Here is a 17,541-nt window from a genome sequence, read left to right on the forward strand (position 1 = left end):
CAACTCGGGCGTCGGTGGCCGGTGGGATCACTGCGGGCGTAGACGAGCGCGCAGGGTCTCGACGATCTCGATGGCGAGGTCGACGTCGGGAATCTGGTCGACGGTCGCGACCTGGGTTCCGTCGATCACCGTGATCGAGGCAAGTCCGTTGGCATGGCGACCGACGAGTTGCAGCCTCGGCGACAACTCGAAGTGCTCGACGTCGGGGGTGTATCCGCGCTCGGACACGACCAGCACCCGCTGGCGGGTCACGACGAACGCCGTCACCATGCCGAGCGTGCGCCCGATGAGCACTCCCTCCACGATCTCGCCCGGCTCGAGCAACGCCCCGGTCACCGCGAACGGAACCGAACCGGCGATGCGGCTCTCGCCCCGCAGCCGCCGAACCGCGCCGGCCATTCCATGGGCGTCGTCGTGAAGGGGTTCGTCGTGAAGGGGTTCGTCGACCGCGGTGACCTCGTCGTCGCGGCGACCCGAGTCGCGGTGGAACGCCGACGTGCGGTCCTGAGGCGACTGCGAGACCGGCCGAACCGTATCGCGACGACGCCCGTAGGCCGGCGGGGCGGCGCTGGTGCCAGCCCCGGTCGAGCGCGACGGGGTCGGAATCGTCGCTTCGGGCACAACCTCGGTCGACTCGCCCGCGGAAAACACGCCGCGACGGGAGGTGATGAACTCGTCCGCCTCGGCGTCGTGTCCGGTGGCGCCGGGGTCGGCGGCAGCGCTCAGATCCTCCGGTTCGCCGGGTTCGAACAGATGCGAGCGGCTCGCAGCGGGATCGTTCACCCTCGAGCCGAATTTCGAAGCGCCGCGAGGCACTCGTCCGGCATCCGCCGTGTCCGGCGCTGTGGGCGTCGCCGCGGACTCGGGCGCCGCTGCGGACTCGGGATCGAAAGCGGCTGGATCGGGGTCCGTCGGCGTGGATGCCTGAGCGCCCACCAACGGTGGTGAAACATCACCAGCGGCTGGGGCGGGTGGGGTAACGACCACGGCGTCCACCGGTGCCGGCCCGGGCGTCGCCATGCCGAATACCGGGGGAGCAAGTGGTGCCCCGGCCGCCGCACCAGCCGCACCAGCAGCCGCACTAACGGCACCAAATCCCGCACCGGCACCGGCAGGCGTCAGGTCGGCGCCACAGACCACACAGTGATCCCGATCGCCGGGCTCACTACCGCATGCAAAGCACCGCACTTGATCGACTCCAGACTCCTGCGCTCGGGGAACTCGCGCCTCAACGTCACCGAATGCAACCGTATCCGCGTCCTTCGCAGATCGTGAGATCGGCTCGGCTCGGCGAGGGCCTCGCAACCGGCGACGCAACGACCGCGACTCGTGATCGGCGATGGCATCGAGTGGAGCGATACGCACCGCGGCGAGCGCCGGCGCCACCGCGCACGACACGCTCAACACCAGCGCCCCCAGTCCGAGTGCGATCAGCACCGGCCAGGGCAGGGACAATGCTGTCATCCCGTAGTCGCGAAGCACCCGCACCGCGCCGATGGCGATCGCCGTGCCGAGCGCCGTCCCCACGACCGATCCGACGAGCGACAACGCGGCCGCCTCGGTCAACACCAGACGAAGCACCTGCCCACGGGTTCCGCCGACAGACCGAAGAAGGCCGAGTTCCCGGCGCCGCTCGTTGACCCCGAGCTGCAGCGTGTTCGCCACCCCGATCAGTGCGAGCACCACCGAGAACGCCAACATCCACTGGATGACCTTCGCGAACCCCGTGAAGTAGGCCGAACGGGCGCTCACCAGTTGATCCGGGTCGACGACCGAGGCAGCATCGAAGTGCTTCGCGACCCGTTCCACCTCGGCGCGGGTCTCGGCCCGTGCGTCGTCGCTCGCCGCAGGATCGAACTTCACCAGCGCCAACACGTTCTGGGTGAGCGGCACCCGTTCGCTCAACAGATCGTGATCGATGAGCGCATCGCCGAGCACCAACGACAGCGGGGTGTCGTAGATGCCGACCACCTGCAAGGTCGCCGGACTCGCGTTCAGAAACTCGATGACGGTCGAGTCGCCGACCTGCAGCCCCTCGTTGGCGGCGACGGCGCTGCTGACGGCGATGTCCTCGGGGCCGAAGGAGATCGGTTCCGGTCCGATCCAACCCGGGTTGACCGAGTCGAGTAGCGCCGAACCGGTCACCCCGCCGATCTTGTAGCTGGTCGAACCGATCCTGGTCTGGCCCACCGACCATGGCGTCGCCGACTTCACCCCGGGGATCGTGCGAACCGTGGGGATGAGGTCGGCCGCGAGTCCGCCATAGGTGAAGGTCTGGGAATCGATCACGACATCTGCGGTGATCGTGTCGCGAATCTCCCCCTCGATCGACTGCATGAAACTCGACGCGATGATGGCGAGGCCCGACACGACAGCGGTGGCCAGCAACAGTGCCCCGGTGGTCGATGCCGCACGAGTTCGGGCCTGGCGAGACCTCAAGGCGCTCAACCGCTGAAGCGCCACCGAGTCGCCCAGCAGACCCGAGGTGGCGAGGCCGACGAGGCGCCCCAGCAGGCGGGGCAGCGCGATCAATACCAGCGCCAACGCCACGGCGGCACCTGCGGTGGCCAGACCGATGGTGCGACCGCCGACCACCGCTCCGCTCACGAAGGCCCCGAACGCGACGATGGCCAAGGTTCGAATCAGCGCCATGGCCGAACCCACGCTGCCCTGGGGCGACGCTACGTCGGCGCCCGTCACCGCCACCACCGGCGGCGTCTTGGACGCCTCGCGCGCCGGACGCAGCGACGTTCCGACCGCGACCGCCATGCCCACCACGATGGCGATGATCGGAATCCACCAGGTCAACAGTGGGCCCGAGACCGGAATCGGTGTGCCCGTCGCGGAAATGACCGCCTCGATGGCCACGCCCAGGCCGACACCCACGATCACGCCCAGAGCGCCTGCGGTCGCTCCGCCGATCAGCGCCTCGCCGACGGCCGCCCGGGTGAGTTGTTGGGGCGACGCACCCAGAAGGCGCAGCATGGCGAAGCCGCGGCGACGATGATCGAACAGCAACGACATCGAGTTGGCCACGGTGAACGAGCCGACCACGATCGCCAGCCCGGCGAATCCGACCAGTAGGGCGCGGATCAGCACGAAACTGCGTTCGAAGGATTCGGCGCGATTGGCAGCGTACTCCTCGCCGGTCACGACCTCGGCAGCCGGGCCGACCAGGTTCTGAATCAGCCGGATGGAGTCTTCGACGTCGGTGCCAGGCGTGAGCCGGACAGCGATCGCGTTGACGTCGGGTCCGAGATCGAAGAGCCGACGCGCCACCTCGGAGTTGAACAGGGCCAGCGAGCTTCCCGCGGGCAGGGCACCCGAGGTGGGCTCCACGATCCCGGTCACCGTGAAGGTGGAAATCGACGATTTCGTGGCGATCTGCACCGAGTCGCCCACCGTCAGTCGCCCCGTGGTCGCGCTGGCCGAATCGATCACCACCTCGTCGTCGGCGATCGGCGGAGCACCCGCGCCGACGAACCGGAACGGATTCAACTCGGAATCGGTCGGGAAATTCGCGCCCATCGGGCGTTCGGTGAGCCCCAGCCCGACGACGCGCTCTCCATTGGCGCCGAGAATGACCGTCGAGCGGCTCTCGAGGCGCTCCTCCACGGCGTCCACCCGGTCGAGTTCCTCGATGAGCGGCACGAGGCTCGCCGACACGAGACGTCGCACCTCCTGGAGCGAGTTGCTCGCGGCGACGCCGCCCTGCACGACGATGTCGGCGCGTTCGTCGGTGGACCCGGCCTGGATTGCGAGTCCGTTGCCGACCCGGTGAAGTAGCGACAACGCCCCGGCGAGATACCCGACGCCGAGGGCGATGGCGACGATCGACAGCGCGATGCGGCGACGTTCGCGCAGCAGCGTCTTGAGCGCGGCGCGGGTCCCGCGGGAGTTCGGTCCGGTAGTGGCGCTCTGGCGCGGGGGAGCCGTGCGGAAGAGCCGCTCGCCGTCGCCGAAACGCGGGCGTTCGTGAGCTGGGCGTGACGAGGGGTCGCTGCGGAACGCAGCGCCGACAGGTGCGCCAGCCGGTCCGCTCGCAGCGCGATCGACGGCGGCATCGACGGTCGGCTCGGCATCGACGGTCGGCTCAGTGGCATTCCTGGGTTTCGCAGCAATTGTGGGCAGCGGAACCGGCACGAGCGCTGAGCCGGGCGCCTGCCGCGGCGATGCGCTGGGCGAGGCGCTGGCCGAGGCGAGCGGCGCGGCGTCGGGTGGAGGCAAGGGCACCGGCGCGGTGCTCGGCGACGGAGGGGGAGCGCTCAGCGGATCGATCGGTGCCTGAGTCCGGCGGGCGGCGGGTAACGGCGGTGGCGGTGGCGGTGCAGTGCGGCGCCGAAGGCGCGACCGCGGTGCGGGAGGAGGCCATGGGGTCTCGTCGACCCTCGCCGAGGCCGGCCAGTTCGGGGACGGGGCATGTTCGATCGGCACCGAGGAGATCGGCCCGTCGACGGTCGGAACAACGACGGTCGGAACGTCAATCGTCGGCACCCCAACGTTGGGTACACCGAAGGAGCCGTCCGATGACGCGAACGACTCATGCGCATCGTTGTCGGTGGGAGCGTCGCTCACGTGTGCCTCTGGCTCGGGTCCGAAACGATCGTCGCCGATCGCAGTGGACGACATCGTACCGACCGCAACGCTGCGGGGATGTGACCATGCTCAGGAGCTCCTCGAGATAATGAAGTGCCGATCCGGCCCCGGGGCGCGCTAGGGTGATGGCCCCTGGCGACGTGGCCGAGTGGTTAGGCAGAGGCCTGCAAAGCCTTGTACACCGGTTCGAATCCGGTCGTCGCCTCCCAGGGCGCCCGAAGCATCCGTGTGGTGCGGAGGGCGAAGGTGTCGGGCGACACCGCCGTGGCGATTGGTGTCAACCGATCGGTGCGGTGCTAAGGTGTCGCTCACCAAACGGGCCGTTGGCGCAGTTGGCTAGCGCACCTGCATGACGCGCAGGGGGTCAGGGGTTCGAATCCCTTACGGCCCACAAGAGCGAAACCCCCCGACCGATCGGGGGGTTTCGTCGTTTTCAGGCGTGGGCGGGCACTGCACTCGACGGCACGACGGCACTCGACGGCACTCGACGGCACGACGGCGCACACATGTCGACGGTGCCCACACGACAAAGCGGGGTGGAATCGACCAGTGGCCGGCTCCACCCCGCTGAGCGGGTTCACTCAGTTGTGAACGACGATCAGGCGTCGCCGACCCGGCGGCGACCCATGGTCAGCGCAGCACCGAGGAAGATGAGCCCGGCGCCGAACACGGCGAGCCACACGTTGTCGCTACCCGTCGCTGCCAATTCTGCTCCGACCTTGCCGTTGCTGCCCGGCGCCACCGTGGTTGCTGCCCGGACGTCGTTCGGAATCGTGGTTGCGCTGTCGACCACGGCGACGGTTGTCGTCGGGGCGGCACTGGTGGGCGCGACGGCCGTGGTGGAGGTCGTGGTGGTTGGCTCTTCACAGTCTGCGGCACGACCGAGGTGCTGATGCGCAGTGCCGAGGTCGCCAGGGAACAACAGCGTGTGGTCGAAGCCGGTGTTCAACTGCTCGGGGTTGCGTCCGTCGGTGAGGTCGAACTGCACCCGACGGCACACCTTGGTGAACTCGATCGTGTATGTGCCGGCGCCCTTGAACACGACGTCGAGGGTCTCAGACAGGGTCTGGGGCCACTGGTTGGTCGTCTTCATGTCGTAGATGACCGCGGTGGCCGCAACCGGCGAACACAGCGGCGCGGGTGCGTTGATCTCGAGGGTCCAGGTGGCGTCGGTCGGGATCGCACGGTTGGACCACTGGGGATCGAGAATCCGTGGGAAGGTGCCGAACGCCTGCGAACGGGAGATGCACGATGCGGTGGACTCGGTGGGCACGTAGGTGAACTTGATGTTCTCCGATGCCACATCGGCCGGCACGAGAGCATCGTCGACGGCGGCAGCGACCGGGGCCGAAGTATCGGTGGTGGCCGGAACGAGATCCTCCGACTGTGCACCGGCGACCAAAGGGGCGCCGATCATCGTCGAACCGAGGATGATCGATGCCGCTGCGAGCCGCACTCGCTTTGACTTGGTCTGACTTGGGTTGTGATTCACTGCTGCAACTCCCATGTAGCTCTCGGTCACCGTGACAGAACGGTGATGAGAAATTCAAGGTCCGGAGGGGGGATCCGGACGAACTCATTTTTCTGGGTCGAACGACTCTGGGCCACTCGGCTCAGATACTGAGGCGTGCGACCCATCCTACCCGGGTCGCCTCCGTTTGATGCGGATCGGCTTCAGGTGGGTGAAATAACCCAACCGCTGGGATGGCGGTCTCAAAAAGGCGCCCGCGATGGAAGTGTTACGGAGCCGACGTCGCCACGTCAAGGGTTTTGAGGTGACGCGAAATGTGCTGAAACTCGGGAATCGGCGCCGATGGAGCGGCTTCGTCGAGGTCACCATGTGCCGCCCGCGGCGCCGATCCGTGCGATGGCCGCGTCAGTCTCGACGCGGACCCTTATCGCGACGCACGCTCGTTCTGCGGCCCTTGATCGTCGTGTCGCCGAGCTTGCGGATCACCTCATCCGCGTTGCCGGAAGGAACCTCGACGAGGGAGAAGTTCTCGGTGATCCGGATGGCCCCAATCTGGTTGCCGCGCAGCGAGGTTTCCCCGCAGATCGCCCCCACCAGGTCGCCCGGCCGCACACCGTTGCGGCGTCCGGCGCTCACCCAGATGCGGCTGTATCCGGGCTGGACCGGGCGATCTCCCGGCCGTTCCCCGTCGCGATCGAAGCCCCTTCGGTCGCCACGTTTCGAGTCGAACCCACGGCGTTCGCCCGGGCCGCGCAGGGTCCGATCGGTTCCCTTGCGGAAACGATCGTTGCCCGCCGGACGGCGTTCCGAACGCATTTCGACGTTGTGGATTTCCTCTTCGTTTTCCGGGTGGGTCGACCCGAGTGCCTCGTGAGCGGCGCGCACCGCAGCCGCTGCGATGTCGGCAACGTCGAACTCGTCGCTCAGCGAATCGACGATCGAGCGGTAGTCCTCGTAGAGGTGTTCGACGAGCTCGGCGCGAATCTTATCGATCGTGAGTTCCTTGCGGCGGGTTCGCAGCTGGGCAACGGTCGGAATCTGGCCGATCGTGACGTGCTGTTTGGTCACGCGCTCGATGTTCTTGATGAACCGCTGCTGGCGCGGCTCGGCGATCGTGATCGCGGTCCCCTCGCGCCCGGCACGACCGACGCGGCCGATCCGGTGCACGTACTGTTCGGGAGCGGCCGGCACGTCGAAGTTCACCACGTGGGTGAGGTGATCGATGTCGAGGCCGCGAGCAGCGACGTCGGTGGCGATCAACAGATCGGCAGTCGTGGCGCGAACCCGACCCATGACGCGGTCGCGTTGTTCCTGACTCATGCCGCCGTGCAGGCCCTCGGCGCGATACCCGCGGCCGTTGAGCGCCTCGGTGAGTTCGTCGACCTCGGTTCGGGTGCGGCAGAACACGATCGCCGCCTCGGGAACCTCGACGTCGAGAATGCGGGCGAGTGCTGCGGCCTTGTCGTTGCGACGCACGTAGTAAACGGTCTGGCTGACCCGTGGCGCCTCGCCCTCGGCGACGACCTCGCGGGCGATCGTGATGTGGGTCGGGTCGTTGAGGTGACGCTTCGCCAGCCCAGCGATACGCGGGGGCATGGTGGCGGAGAACAACAGCGTCTGGTGCGGGTCGGGCACCGCCTCAAGGATGGCCTCAAGGTCCTCGGCGAATCCCATGTCGAGCATCTCGTCGGCCTCGTCCATCACCACGATCGACACGTCGTCGAGAACGAGCGATCGACGGTTGATGTGGTCGATGGCGCGGCCGGGAGTCGCCACGACGACGTCGACGCCGTGGCGCAGTGCGCCGAGCTGCTTGCCGATGGGCTGGCCGCCGTACACCGGCACGACCCGGGCACCGAAACGGCTGCCGTACGACTCGATGGCCTCCGACACCTGCATCGCCAGCTCGCGGGTCGGCGTGAGGATCAGCGCCATCGCCGTGTCGCCGCGGTTGCGGCCCTGGTTGCGCTGCGCCAGCTGTTCGAGCACGGGGAGGGCGAACGCTGCGGTCTTTCCGGTGCCGGTCGCCGCCTGGCCGAGCAGATCGTTGCCGGCGAGCACCGGCGGAATAGCCTCGCGCTGGATCGGGGTCGGTTCGTCGTAGCCGAGGTCGCTGAGCGCTTCGAGGAGCTTGGAGTTCAGGCCGAGTGCGGCAAATCCGCGGGCGGCCGGCGGCTGCGGCTGGTCTTCTTCGTCGTCTTCGTCGTCGTCGGGCTCGGGCTCGTCATCTTCGTCGGACGCATCGTCGTCGTCATCGTCGTCGCCTTCGGACTCGTCGGACTCGTCGGAGTCGTCGTCTTCGTCGTCGGAGTCGTTGTCGTCGGACTCGTCGTCTTCTTCGAACGCGGCGCGGCCGCGGTCACGCGGCGCGGCCAGCACGGGGTCGCTCAACTCAAGGTCATCGATACCGGCGTCATCGGAGGTCGCATCGGGCGTATCGGGGGCATCGTCGTCGCTGCCGGAAGCGGCAGAGGTGGTGTCGTTCATGAACCGGTTTTTCAAATCTGGGGGACGACCGAGCCTAGCGGTCCCTGCCCGTTCCACGGAATCTGTCCATCTCGCGACGTTCCTTCTTCGTGGGCCGACCCGTGCCACGGTCGCGCACCGCCGGCGGAGCGACGAACTCGCGCGGAGGCGGCGGCGGACTGTGATCTACATAGGCGCTCTGGGCCACCGGGGCGCCGACCCGCTTGTCGAGCAGACGGACCGCCTCGACCACAAACGTTCGGCCCTGTGCCCGACATTCGATGCGGTCGCCCACCTTCAGCTTCGTCGCCGGCTTCGCCGGGTGACCGTTGACCCGGACGTGGCCTCCCTTCACCGCGTCGGTCGCGCTGGAACGGGTCTTGTACAGCCGGATCGCCCACAAGAAGGAGTCCACCCGAACGGAATCGAGAACAGCGGAATCGGCCATGCACGCGACGGTAGCGGTCCGGCACCGCTCGTGGCCTACGGTGGCACGAACCCAACGCCACTCGACCTGCGGAGGCCACATGTCCATCGACTTCACCCTCACCCCCGAACTCGACGACCTCCGGCTGCGGGTGCGAGCGTTCATCGACGAGGTCGTCAAGCCCGGCGAGGCGCGGATCGGCAACCCCGACGACATCGAACGTGACGAGTACGTGCGCCTGCTGTTCTCCATGCGCGATCAGGCTCGCGCTGCGGGGTTGTGGTTGCCGCACATGCCTGTCGAATGGGGTGGCATGGGCCTCGGCCACGTGGAGCTGGCGATGGTTCAGGCCGAGGCGGCCAAGACGTACTACGGCCCATTCGTGTTGAACTGCATGGCCCCCGACGAGGGCAATATGCACACGTTGTTGCACTGGGCCACCGACGCTCAGAAGGAGAAGTACCTGCAGCCGTTGTGCGAGGGCATGGCGATGAGTTGCTTCGCCATGACCGAACCGGAGGTGGCCGGATCCGACCCCACGCTGATCCGGACGACCGCGGTCCAGGACGGCGACGAATGGGTTATCAACGGGCACAAGTGGTTCATCTCGAATGCCCGCCGGGCACAGTTCGCCATCCTGGTGTGCCGAACCGAGGACAACCCCGATCTCCCGCAGGCGGCCAACACGGCGTTTCTCGTCGACATCCCGTCGGAGGGCTGGAACCGGGTGCGCGAGGTGGAAACGATGCACGGCGGATCGGGACACTCCGAAATCGTCATCGAAGATCTCCGAGTGCCCGCCGCGAACATGTTGGGCGGCCGCGGCCAGGGGCATCTGCTCGGTCAATACCGCCTCGGCCCGGCCCGTCTCGCACACTGCATGCGTTGGATCGCCCAGGCCGAAACCGCGCTCGACATGATGGTCGATCGGTCGCTGAACCGCTACGCCCACGGTTCGATCCTCGCCGAGAAGCAGGGGATCCAGTGGATGATCGCGGATTCGACGATGGAGCTGTATCAGTCCAAGTTGATGGTGCTGCACGCCGCCTATCGCATCGACAACGGCCTGGAGTTCAAAAGCGAGGTGTCGATGGCCAAGCACTTCGTCGCCAACATGTTGAACCGGGTGATCGACCGATCGATCCAGGTGCACGGCGCCCTCGGCTACTCGACCGACACGCCGCTGGCCCACATGTATCAGCACGCCCGTTGGGCACGGTTCGCCGACGGTGCCGATGAGGTGCATCAGATGCGCATCGCCCAGCGCACGATCGCCGCGTACCGCGACGAGGGTTCCACCCGCCGCGCCACCGGCGACCTGCCGCTGTAACGGCGAGCTCCTGCCCGCTCGCTGACCCGCCCGCGGTCCTCGGGTCTGGGAGGGGGACGTCCCCCATAGGCACGCCGCATCGGGTCGCCTTTCATGGGCGCCATGCAACGCGTGGATGACCTTCAACAACACCTGCTCGAATCCGTTGCCGAGGCCCAACGCGGCGTGGTGACGGTGCAACAGGTCCGCCAACTTCTCGGCTCGGCCTCGGCGGAACTGCGGTTCCGTTCCGACCCGCGCTGGGAGCAGGTGTCGAGCCGGCTCCACCGGCGAGTCGACTCCGAGTCGACCCTGGAACAGCGCTGTGTCATCGCGGTGCTCGAACTCGGAGGATGCACCCTGGTGTCGCACCGAAGCGCCGCCATGTTGTACGGGCTGTACGAACGCGACGACCAACTCGTGCACGTCACCACCACCTCCAAACGCCGCCAACACGGAGGGGTCGCCCGCCTGCACCGGGTCGACGAGGTGCCGCTCGAACAACAGCGACTGCTCGGCGGCGTGCCGATCGTGTCGCCGGCGCTGCTGGCCATGCAGGCCTTCGGTTCGCTGTCGAGCGACGATGCGGTCGAGCTGACCTCGACGATGATGAACCGTGCGATGCTCGACCGCGACGACCTCGAGGAACTCCTGGAACGCTGGGGCGAACGCGGCCGAAACGGCGCCGGCGGACTGCGGGCGTTTCTTGGCCGTCGGCCGATGGCGGTGTGAGTAGCGTTGCCCGCGGCCCGCTCGGGCCGCGTTGATCAGTCGCCGTTTCGATCGGTGTTGGTGAACGCCTGGGCAGCGCGGCACGGCTGTGCCCGCAATCCGGGACACGCCGGGAACTCGGGGCGATACCCGGTGACCGCATTTCCGATCGGCAACACGATCGAGGAGGGATGCGCCGCGTCGGTGCCGATATCGATGCTCGCAGGTTCGGTGTCATCGATGATCCAGGCCCAACGCGCCTGATCGCCGCCGGGGGTGTGGACGCTCAGCTTCAGGCGGGCGCCGGCGCGCAGCACATGGCCGACCGGGAAAATCTCCACCCTCGCCTCGGTCCACTCGCCGGGTTTCAGCGCCTCGACGTCCTCACGGCGAAGCGTGTGGTCGGGATCGAATTCGGTGGCATTCGGCCCGGGTGCTCGCCGCGAGGCCTTCAGCTGGCCGACCTGGATGAACACCTCGGTGCCGTCGGGGCGAACCTCACTGAGCGTGACGCCCACGTGCGCCTCCTCGCCATCGGCCCGGATCCACAGATCCGCGGAGCCTCCGCCGAGAATCACCGTGTCGCGCTCGAGCGGTTCGGTTTGGAACGCCGCCGCGGCCCCCTCGCTGTCCTGGACCCAGTCGTAGGTCGGCAGCGCGTCGAAGGCCTCGTCGATCCGGTCGCCGGGCAGGGTGGTTCGCTGGGCGCGCGCGAGGTCGGTATTGAAGGAGGTGAAGCCGCCGGACGCCGTCGGCGTCGCGTCGTCGAGTCGGCCGCCCGGGCCGAGGAACCAGCGTTGCGCAGCGACGTCTCGATCCGCCCACGTGTCGAACTGGGTTCGGCCCAACGATTCGGGGGCGCCAAGGTTGGACGGGTCGCCGCCGCGGTCCCACAGCACCGTCACATCGGGCTCGGCCTCGTATTGCGCGCGCAGGTCGTCGAACTCCCCGTCGATCAGACGCTCCGGCGGGTACTGAACCGTCACCCCGAAGGTGTCGGCCAGCAGCGAGGGCCCGAGGGAGCGCAGGAAGTCGGGCAACGGCGTGCGCTGCCCAGCGACGTAGAAATCGAGGAACATCTTGAGTTCCGCATAGGTCTCGGGGGAGTAACCGTCACCATGAGCCCCGTTCATCGCCATGAACTTCGTGACCGGCGCTTTGGTGAATCGGTCCCACAGCCGCGAGAAACTCGGGCCGGTCTGTTCGTCCTGCCACGACCCGGTCATGAACACCGGCACATCGATCCGATCGACGAAGGTCGACGGGTCGAGCGGCATGGCCACGTCGTCGGTGTAGTACTGGTTGGCGAGCGCCTTCTTGGTGGCATCGACGTTCTGGCCGCGGAACCGCTGGTTGGCGGCACACGTGGTGTCGCCACCTTCGGTCACCGTCTCGGTCCAGCCCTGGCCGAACGCAACGGCGTCGTCCAACACGTTGTCCGCCCACGACAGCGCGAACCCTTCGTTGTAGATGCCCCCGGGCGACAACACGCCGCGGGCGGTGTCGTGAAAGACCGACATCGGGGTGATCGCCGCGAGGTTCGGCGGATTGGTGGACGCGACGAAAAGCTGCGAGATGCCCGGGTAGCTGAGCCCCACCATGCCGACCTTGCCGCGCACCCACTCCTGGGCGGCGACGGTCTCGATCACGTCGTAGCCGTCGAGGAGTTGCAGCGGTTCGAAGAAGTCGTAGGCCCCGCCCGAACATCCGGTGCCGCGCACGTTGACCGCAACCACTGCGTAACCGGCGGCCGCAGCGAGCAACGAACTCGGCTGGGCGGGCTTCGCGCAGATGATCTTGATCGTGGAACAGAGGTCGTCGGGGTTGAGGCCGAGGTCCTCCACGGTGCCGCGCAGGTTCTGGGTCGGGTCGCTCGGGTCGTAGCCGGAATACTCCACGACGGTGGGGAAGGGGCCATCGCCGGGGGGCAGATACACCGCGGCGGACAGGGTCGTACCGTCGCGGGTGGTGATGTAGTGGAACCCCTCGGTAAGGGTCTGGTTGTCGTAGAAACTCTGATCGGGCTGCGATTCGTCCGCGTCGAGCACGTCGACCGTTTCGGATTGCACGGTGTTGTCCTGCGCACTGACGACCCGCATGTTGTCGCCTTCGTCGACGAGTCGATAGATCAGCGATCCCTGGTCGTCGGTGGTGGCGGTGTCGACGACCGCGCCGTCGGCATCGACGAGAAGTAGTTCCTCCTCGGGCTTGGCGTCACTGACGAAGACCTGGTTCACCGAACCCGTCACGACGAACGAGGCCGTCGCCGAGTCGATGAGCTCGATGCGTTCGGTGTCCGAGTCGGTTCCACCCTCGTCGGTGTTGGTGCACGCTCCGGTCATCAACAGCGCCGCCACCGCCATGGCGACCGTCGCCGTCCGCGTCGACCTCAGACTCATCACGCCCATCGGCTCTCCCCCTCGAGATCGGACTGCGCTCGGAGGTGTCTCCGGCGGCCGCAGGCGACACTACTCGGGCACGACGTGGGTCCGGGGCACCGTCGCGGTGCCATGATGGGCCGATGTCAGCGGCCCAACCCACACCGGATGACGCGGAGTTCGTCTACGACGAAATGGCCTACTTCGCCGAGAACTGCACCGAGTACGGCCTCGAATTGCCGGCCCCGGTTCCCGTCGAGCGCATCGAGGTCGGCCTCAGCGGCGGTGGGGTTCTGAGCGGGCTTCGCTGGGGGACCGGTCCGCTCGACGACTGTGCTGCGGTCTTCCTGCACGGCGGGGCACAGAACGCACACACCTGGGACACGGTGCTGTTGGCACTCGACCAGGAGTTGTCGGCACGCTCGGCGCTGTGTTTCGACCTGCCCGGCCACGGCCACTCCTCTCGTCGAGACGACGGATGGTACGACCCGACCAGCAACGCCGCAGCGGTCGCCGAAGCGATGGACACCCTCGGGGTGCGCGACGTCGTGTTGGTGGGGATGTCGCTCGGCGGGTTGAGCGCGAACGTCGTCGCCGCGACGCGTCCCGATCTCGTATCGAACCTCGTCATCGTCGACGTGACCCCGGGGGTGAACCCCGACAAGGCGAGCGCAATCCACGCCTTCATCGCCGGGCCACAACACTTCGCCACCTTCGGCGAGATCTTCGACCGCACCGTCGAGTTCAACCCCACCCGCACCCCCGAGTCGCTGCGCCGCGGCATCCTGCACAACGCGCATCGGGTCGTCGAGGGGAAACACGCCGGTAGCTGGGAGTGGAACTACGACCGCCGCAAGCTCGACATCGACCAGATGCCTCCGATGGACGACCTGTGGGACCACGTGGGCGCGGTCGCCGCTCCGTATCTGCTGGTACGCGGGTCGACCTCGCCGGTGGTCGACGACGAGGACGTGGCCGAGCTGTTGCGCCGTCAGCCCGACGCCCGGGTGGTCGTCGTCGAGGGGGCCGGACATTCGGTGCAGGGGGACGATCCGCTGCGCCTCGCGGAGCTGTTGGTTCCGCTGCTCCCGCCACGGCTCTAGCTGTTCGCTGAACGTTTACTCGTCGTTGGTGGTGGAAGCGTGCGGCGGGCTGTTTGCTTCGGGGTGTGCTGACGCTATGTCCATCGCCATCGCCGTCGCCATCGCCATCGCCGTCCTCGGCGTCCTCGGCGTCATCGCTGGGTGACCTGTCGCAGGCCCCGGTCATCGCGTCGTCGGTCGTCTGGCGCATGCGTACGGCACCTTCGTCGAGGACGCCGGGATGGGGCTTGGTTCGTCGTTGCTGCGGCACCGGGTCGCACTCGCCGCCAGCCTCGGGGCGAGGAGTGTCACCGTCGACGTCCTGGGGTGGAACGAACGCTCCCGAGCGATGATCGAACGCGTCGGATTCGAATATGAGCGGTCCTGGCCCTCGCGGTGGGAACCGGGCCACACCGTGCTCGGTTACCGGCTCTGGTGCACCCGGTGAGCGGGTGGTGACGGGCTCGGTCGGCGGCCGCGATCGCTGACCGCGGTCGGTGACCGCGGTCAGCGGGGGAGGCCGAGGATTCGTTCAGCGATGATGTTGCGCAGAATCTGCGTCGTGCCGCCCATGATCGTGTAGCCGGGTGCGTAACAGATGTTGCGGCTGGCGCGGTTCCATAACATGGCCTCGGCCCCGAACGACGCAACGCAGAACTCCGCCACGCGCTGTTCGAACTCGGTGCACCAGGTCTTGGTCACCGCCGAGAACCCCTGCGGTGCCTGGCCCATGACCTCGCGCAACACGAGGTGGCGTCCGATGCGATAGCCACCCTCGAGCCGTCCGATCTCGTTGCGAACCCGCGGGTCGGAGATGTCGGCCCGGTCGCGGGCGTCGAGGTAGAGGCGACGGTTCGACACCAGCCGATCGATGCCGCCGCGCTCGTGTTCCATCTGACGCATGATCTGCTTGAACGCGGCGTTCTCGGTGCCGACAAGGCGGTCGCCCCCGATGCGCACGTCGTCGAAGATGACCTCACAGAAGTGGTGGTCGTCGCTCATGTCGTGGATCGTGCGGATCTCCACGCCGGGGGAGCGCAGATCGACGATGAACTCCGACAGCCCGGCGTGCGGCTTCGCGTTCTGGTCGGTGCGGGCGATCAGGTAGCACCAGTCCGACTCCGCGGCCCCCGAGGTCCACACCTTCGAGCCGTTCACGATCCAATCGTCGCCGTCGCGATCGGCTCGGGTCCGTAGCGAGGCAACGTCGGAACCGGCATCGGGCTCGCTCATGCCCACGCACCACTTCGAGCTGCCGGCGACGAGGTCGGGGAGGAATTCGCGACGCTGGGCGTCGGTGCCGAACTGCAACAGCGTCGGGCCGATCTGGCGATCGGCGAACCAGGCGGTGGCGAGGGGAGCGCCTTCGGAGATGAGCGCCTCGACGACGACGAATCGTTCGAGCGCACTGCGCCCACCGCCACCCCACTCGGTCGGCCAGGTCATACCCAACCAGCCGTGTTCGGCCATGACCCGGGGGAACTTGACATCGACGCCGCGAAGCCAGGAATCCTCAGTGATGTCGAGATCGGCGGTGAACTCGCGGGCAACCGTACGGGCCTCGTCGGCCAGTTCGAGCAGCGCGGGCGACATCGAGAAGTCCATGGCGGAAACCTAGCGCCGCCGGCGCTGACGACGAGCTTCCCGCCGGCCGTCTCAAACTTTGTGCCGGAAGCGACACCAGATGTCGCTTCCGGCAAAAAGTTTGCCGGATCGCCGTCGGTTTTGATGGGGCGACGTCGATCGAGCCGTAATGTGACCCACCATGTGGCGCCGCAAGATATTGGTCGGAGTCGGGATCGCTGCGGTCGTGGCGCTGTTCTCGGGGGCACTCGTCCTCGTTCGACGCAGCGAGCGCCCCGCCATCCCCGACGCGGTCGACCTGAGTGTGCCGCTCGCGGTCGTCGAGTTGCCCGACCCGCCGGTCGGCCAGTGGGATCGCTACAACATCGTTCCGCTCGTCGATGGCCGCGGATTCCTCGTGGCCGGGGGTGGGAACAGCGTCGACGGATATGAGCGGCCGCGCCCGCACAACCTCGAGGCGGCGCTGTTTCGCTTCTCCACCGGCGCCTATGAACTGCTGCCCGAGTTGCCGGTGAAAGCCGGGCTCGGCGCGGGCAGCGGCGCAGTGGTCGGCGGACCGGACGAGGAGACCGTGGTCGTCGTCGGACAGGATTGCCCGCCCGGTCCCGAGGTTTCCGCCGTCGGCATCGAGTTCTGCAGCTGGGGTGGCTCCGGGGCGAAGGTCGTGTTGTCCTGGAACACCGGCGAGGGGTCGTGGACGCGCCACGAGCTACCCAAGAAACTCGAGGACTTTTCGCCCGCGAGTCCGTCGGTCATCGGTGTCGACGGCGGACTCGTATGGCTGGCGAGCGAGACCACCGGCCGCGTCCCACGGATCGCGTCCTTCGATCCGTCGACCGGGTCGTTCTCCGAGGTGATCGACGGCCCGGCGGAGCAAGCCGGCATCTGCCTCATCGGTTCCGATCTGCTCGCGTTCGTGACCCCAGCGACCACCTTCGTCTCCGACATGAAGGTATCGAGTTGGGCATTCGACGGCGCGGCCTGGCAGGAGCTGCCGTCGTGGGGTGACGTCCCGACCCAGTTCACCCCGTCGGAGGCGTTGTGTACTCCGCAGGGGTACTACTCGGTGGTTCCGACCTCGGAGTCGTTCTGGTCAGACCTCCGGTGGACCGAGTCGGCCGAGGCGGCGAAACACGCAACGTTCACCGAGGTCGGGCGGTTCGTGAACGGTCTCGCCGGGTGGCGCATAGGGATCCGACAGTTCGGCTCCGACGTGCTCGTGGGGCTCTCCCTGCAGATGCCAGACCTCGGGTCGATGATGACGACGATTCCGGGTGACCCGCCGGTCGATCCGTCCGAGATGAAAACGCTGCCCGGGAACGTGACGGCGGGATGGAACCTCGTGACCCCGACCGGACCGGTTCCTGTGCCGGGCTTATCTCCCGACGAGTGGTACGCGGCGGTCACCATCGGCGACCACGTCCTCATCGAGGTGACCGACGCGTCCGACGACTATGACCTGCTGGCATTGCGCACGCCGGTTTGACGCAGCGCACGCCGGTTTGACGCAGCGCACG

11 protein-coding genes and 2 tRNA genes are annotated in these 17,541 nt (G+C 67.5%); 7 read left to right on the forward strand and 6 right to left on the reverse strand.

Annotation, left to right across the window (positions count from 1 at the left end; genetic code table 11):
* Positions 1 to 27: 27 nt before the first annotated feature.
* Positions 28 to 4,629, reverse strand: coding sequence for an FtsX-like permease family protein (locus tag M9952_07575; GenBank protein ID MCO5312776.1), 4,602 nt, complete (start codon positions 4,627 to 4,629; stop codon positions 28 to 30).
* A 101-nt stretch (positions 4,630 to 4,730) separates the two neighbouring features.
* On the opposite strand from M9952_07575, the gene M9952_07580 reads away from it, so the two are divergent.
* Positions 4,731 to 4,801 (forward strand) — tRNA-Cys (locus tag M9952_07580).
* Positions 4,802 to 4,913: 112 nt separating this feature from the next.
* Positions 4,914 to 4,987 (forward strand) — tRNA-Val (locus M9952_07585).
* Between the two features lie 207 nt (positions 4,988 to 5,194).
* Here the strand turns inward: M9952_07585 and M9952_07590 are convergent.
* From M9952_07590 to M9952_07600, 3 genes are all read right to left on the reverse strand, one after another.
* Positions 5,195 to 6,103: an LPXTG cell wall anchor domain-containing protein gene (locus tag M9952_07590; GenBank protein MCO5312777.1), complete on the reverse strand. Its 909-nt coding sequence runs from the start codon at positions 6,101 to 6,103 to the stop codon at positions 5,195 to 5,197.
* A 369-nt stretch (positions 6,104 to 6,472) separates the two neighbouring features.
* Positions 6,473 to 8,554 (reverse strand): DEAD/DEAH box helicase, encoded by a 2,082-nt coding sequence (locus M9952_07595; GenBank protein MCO5312778.1) that lies wholly within the window; start codon positions 8,552 to 8,554, stop codon positions 6,473 to 6,475.
* 34 nt (positions 8,555 to 8,588) lie between these two features.
* Positions 8,589 to 8,981, reverse strand: coding sequence for an RNA-binding S4 domain-containing protein (locus M9952_07600; GenBank protein ID MCO5312779.1), 393 nt, complete (start codon positions 8,979 to 8,981; stop codon positions 8,589 to 8,591).
* Positions 8,982 to 9,060: 79 nt separating this feature from the next.
* On the opposite strand from M9952_07600, the gene M9952_07605 reads away from it, so the two are divergent.
* Together M9952_07605 and M9952_07610 are read left to right on the forward strand one after the other, a co-directional pair.
* Positions 9,061 to 10,290 carry an acyl-CoA dehydrogenase family protein gene (locus tag M9952_07605; protein ID MCO5312780.1) on the forward strand — a complete coding sequence of 410 codons (1,230 nt, stop codon included), beginning with the start codon at positions 9,061 to 9,063 and terminating at the stop codon, positions 10,288 to 10,290.
* Positions 10,291 to 10,392: 102 nt separating this feature from the next.
* On the forward strand, positions 10,393 to 11,001 hold the full coding sequence (locus M9952_07610; protein MCO5312781.1) for a hypothetical protein: 609 nt from the start codon (positions 10,393 to 10,395) through the stop codon (positions 10,999 to 11,001).
* 35 nt (positions 11,002 to 11,036) lie between these two features.
* Here the strand turns inward: M9952_07610 and M9952_07615 are convergent, their stop codons facing one another.
* On the reverse strand, positions 11,037 to 13,388 hold the full coding sequence (locus tag M9952_07615) for a CocE/NonD family hydrolase (protein ID MCO5312782.1): 2,352 nt from the start codon (positions 13,386 to 13,388) through the stop codon (positions 11,037 to 11,039).
* 113 nt (positions 13,389 to 13,501) lie between these two features.
* Here M9952_07615 and M9952_07620 point away from each other — a divergent pair, with 113 nt between their 5' ends.
* Both M9952_07620 and M9952_07625 read left to right on the forward strand, forming a co-directional pair.
* The gene (locus M9952_07620; protein MCO5312783.1) at positions 13,502 to 14,461 is read left to right on the forward strand and encodes an alpha/beta hydrolase; all 960 of its coding nucleotides are present in this window, start codon (positions 13,502 to 13,504) and stop codon (positions 14,459 to 14,461) included.
* Positions 14,462 to 14,681: 220 nt separating this feature from the next.
* Positions 14,682 to 14,888: a GNAT family N-acetyltransferase gene (locus tag M9952_07625; protein MCO5312784.1), complete on the forward strand. Its 207-nt coding sequence runs from the start codon at positions 14,682 to 14,684 to the stop codon at positions 14,886 to 14,888.
* Between the two features lie 59 nt (positions 14,889 to 14,947).
* Here M9952_07625 and M9952_07630 read toward each other — a convergent pair whose 3' ends face one another.
* Positions 14,948 to 16,045: an acyl-CoA dehydrogenase family protein gene (locus M9952_07630; protein MCO5312785.1), complete on the reverse strand. Its 1,098-nt coding sequence runs from the start codon at positions 16,043 to 16,045 to the stop codon at positions 14,948 to 14,950.
* 160 nt (positions 16,046 to 16,205) lie between these two features.
* On the opposite strand from M9952_07630, the gene M9952_07635 reads away from it, so the two are divergent.
* A complete protein-coding gene (locus M9952_07635; GenBank protein MCO5312786.1) occupies positions 16,206 to 17,510 on the forward strand; it encodes a hypothetical protein in 1,305 nt (434 codons plus the stop codon).
* The last annotated feature ends 31 nt before the right edge of the window (positions 17,511 to 17,541 follow it).

The sequence above is a fragment of the Microthrixaceae bacterium genome (genome assembly GCA_023957975.1).
Classification (GTDB): domain Bacteria; phylum Actinomycetota; class Acidimicrobiia; order Acidimicrobiales; family Microtrichaceae; genus JAMLGM01.

Bases quoted from the DNA above. Each gene is read 5' to 3' on its own strand.
- M9952_07575 (MCO5312776.1), bottom strand. From the start codon at position 4,629: ATGTCGTCCACTGCGATCGGCGACGATCGTTTCGGACCCGAGCCAGAG.
- M9952_07590 (MCO5312777.1), bottom strand. From the start codon at position 6,103: ATGGGAGTTGCAGCAGTGAATCACAACCCAAGTCAGACCAAGTCAAAG.
- M9952_07595 (MCO5312778.1), bottom strand. From the start codon at position 8,554: ATGAACGACACCACCTCTGCCGCTTCCGGCAGCGACGACGATGCCCCC.
- M9952_07600 (MCO5312779.1), bottom strand. From the start codon at position 8,981: ATGGCCGATTCCGCTGTTCTCGATTCCGTTCGGGTGGACTCCTTCTTG.
- M9952_07605 (MCO5312780.1), top strand. From the start codon at position 9,061: ATGTCCATCGACTTCACCCTCACCCCCGAACTCGACGACCTCCGGCTG.
- M9952_07610 (MCO5312781.1), top strand. From the start codon at position 10,393: ATGCAACGCGTGGATGACCTTCAACAACACCTGCTCGAATCCGTTGCC.
- M9952_07615 (MCO5312782.1), bottom strand. From the start codon at position 13,388: ATGGGCGTGATGAGTCTGAGGTCGACGCGGACGGCGACGGTCGCCATG.
- M9952_07620 (MCO5312783.1), top strand. From the start codon at position 13,502: ATGTCAGCGGCCCAACCCACACCGGATGACGCGGAGTTCGTCTACGAC.
- M9952_07625 (MCO5312784.1), top strand. From the start codon at position 14,682: ATGGGGCTTGGTTCGTCGTTGCTGCGGCACCGGGTCGCACTCGCCGCC.
- M9952_07630 (MCO5312785.1), bottom strand. From the start codon at position 16,045: ATGGACTTCTCGATGTCGCCCGCGCTGCTCGAACTGGCCGACGAGGCC.
- M9952_07635 (MCO5312786.1), top strand. From the start codon at position 16,206: ATGTGGCGCCGCAAGATATTGGTCGGAGTCGGGATCGCTGCGGTCGTG.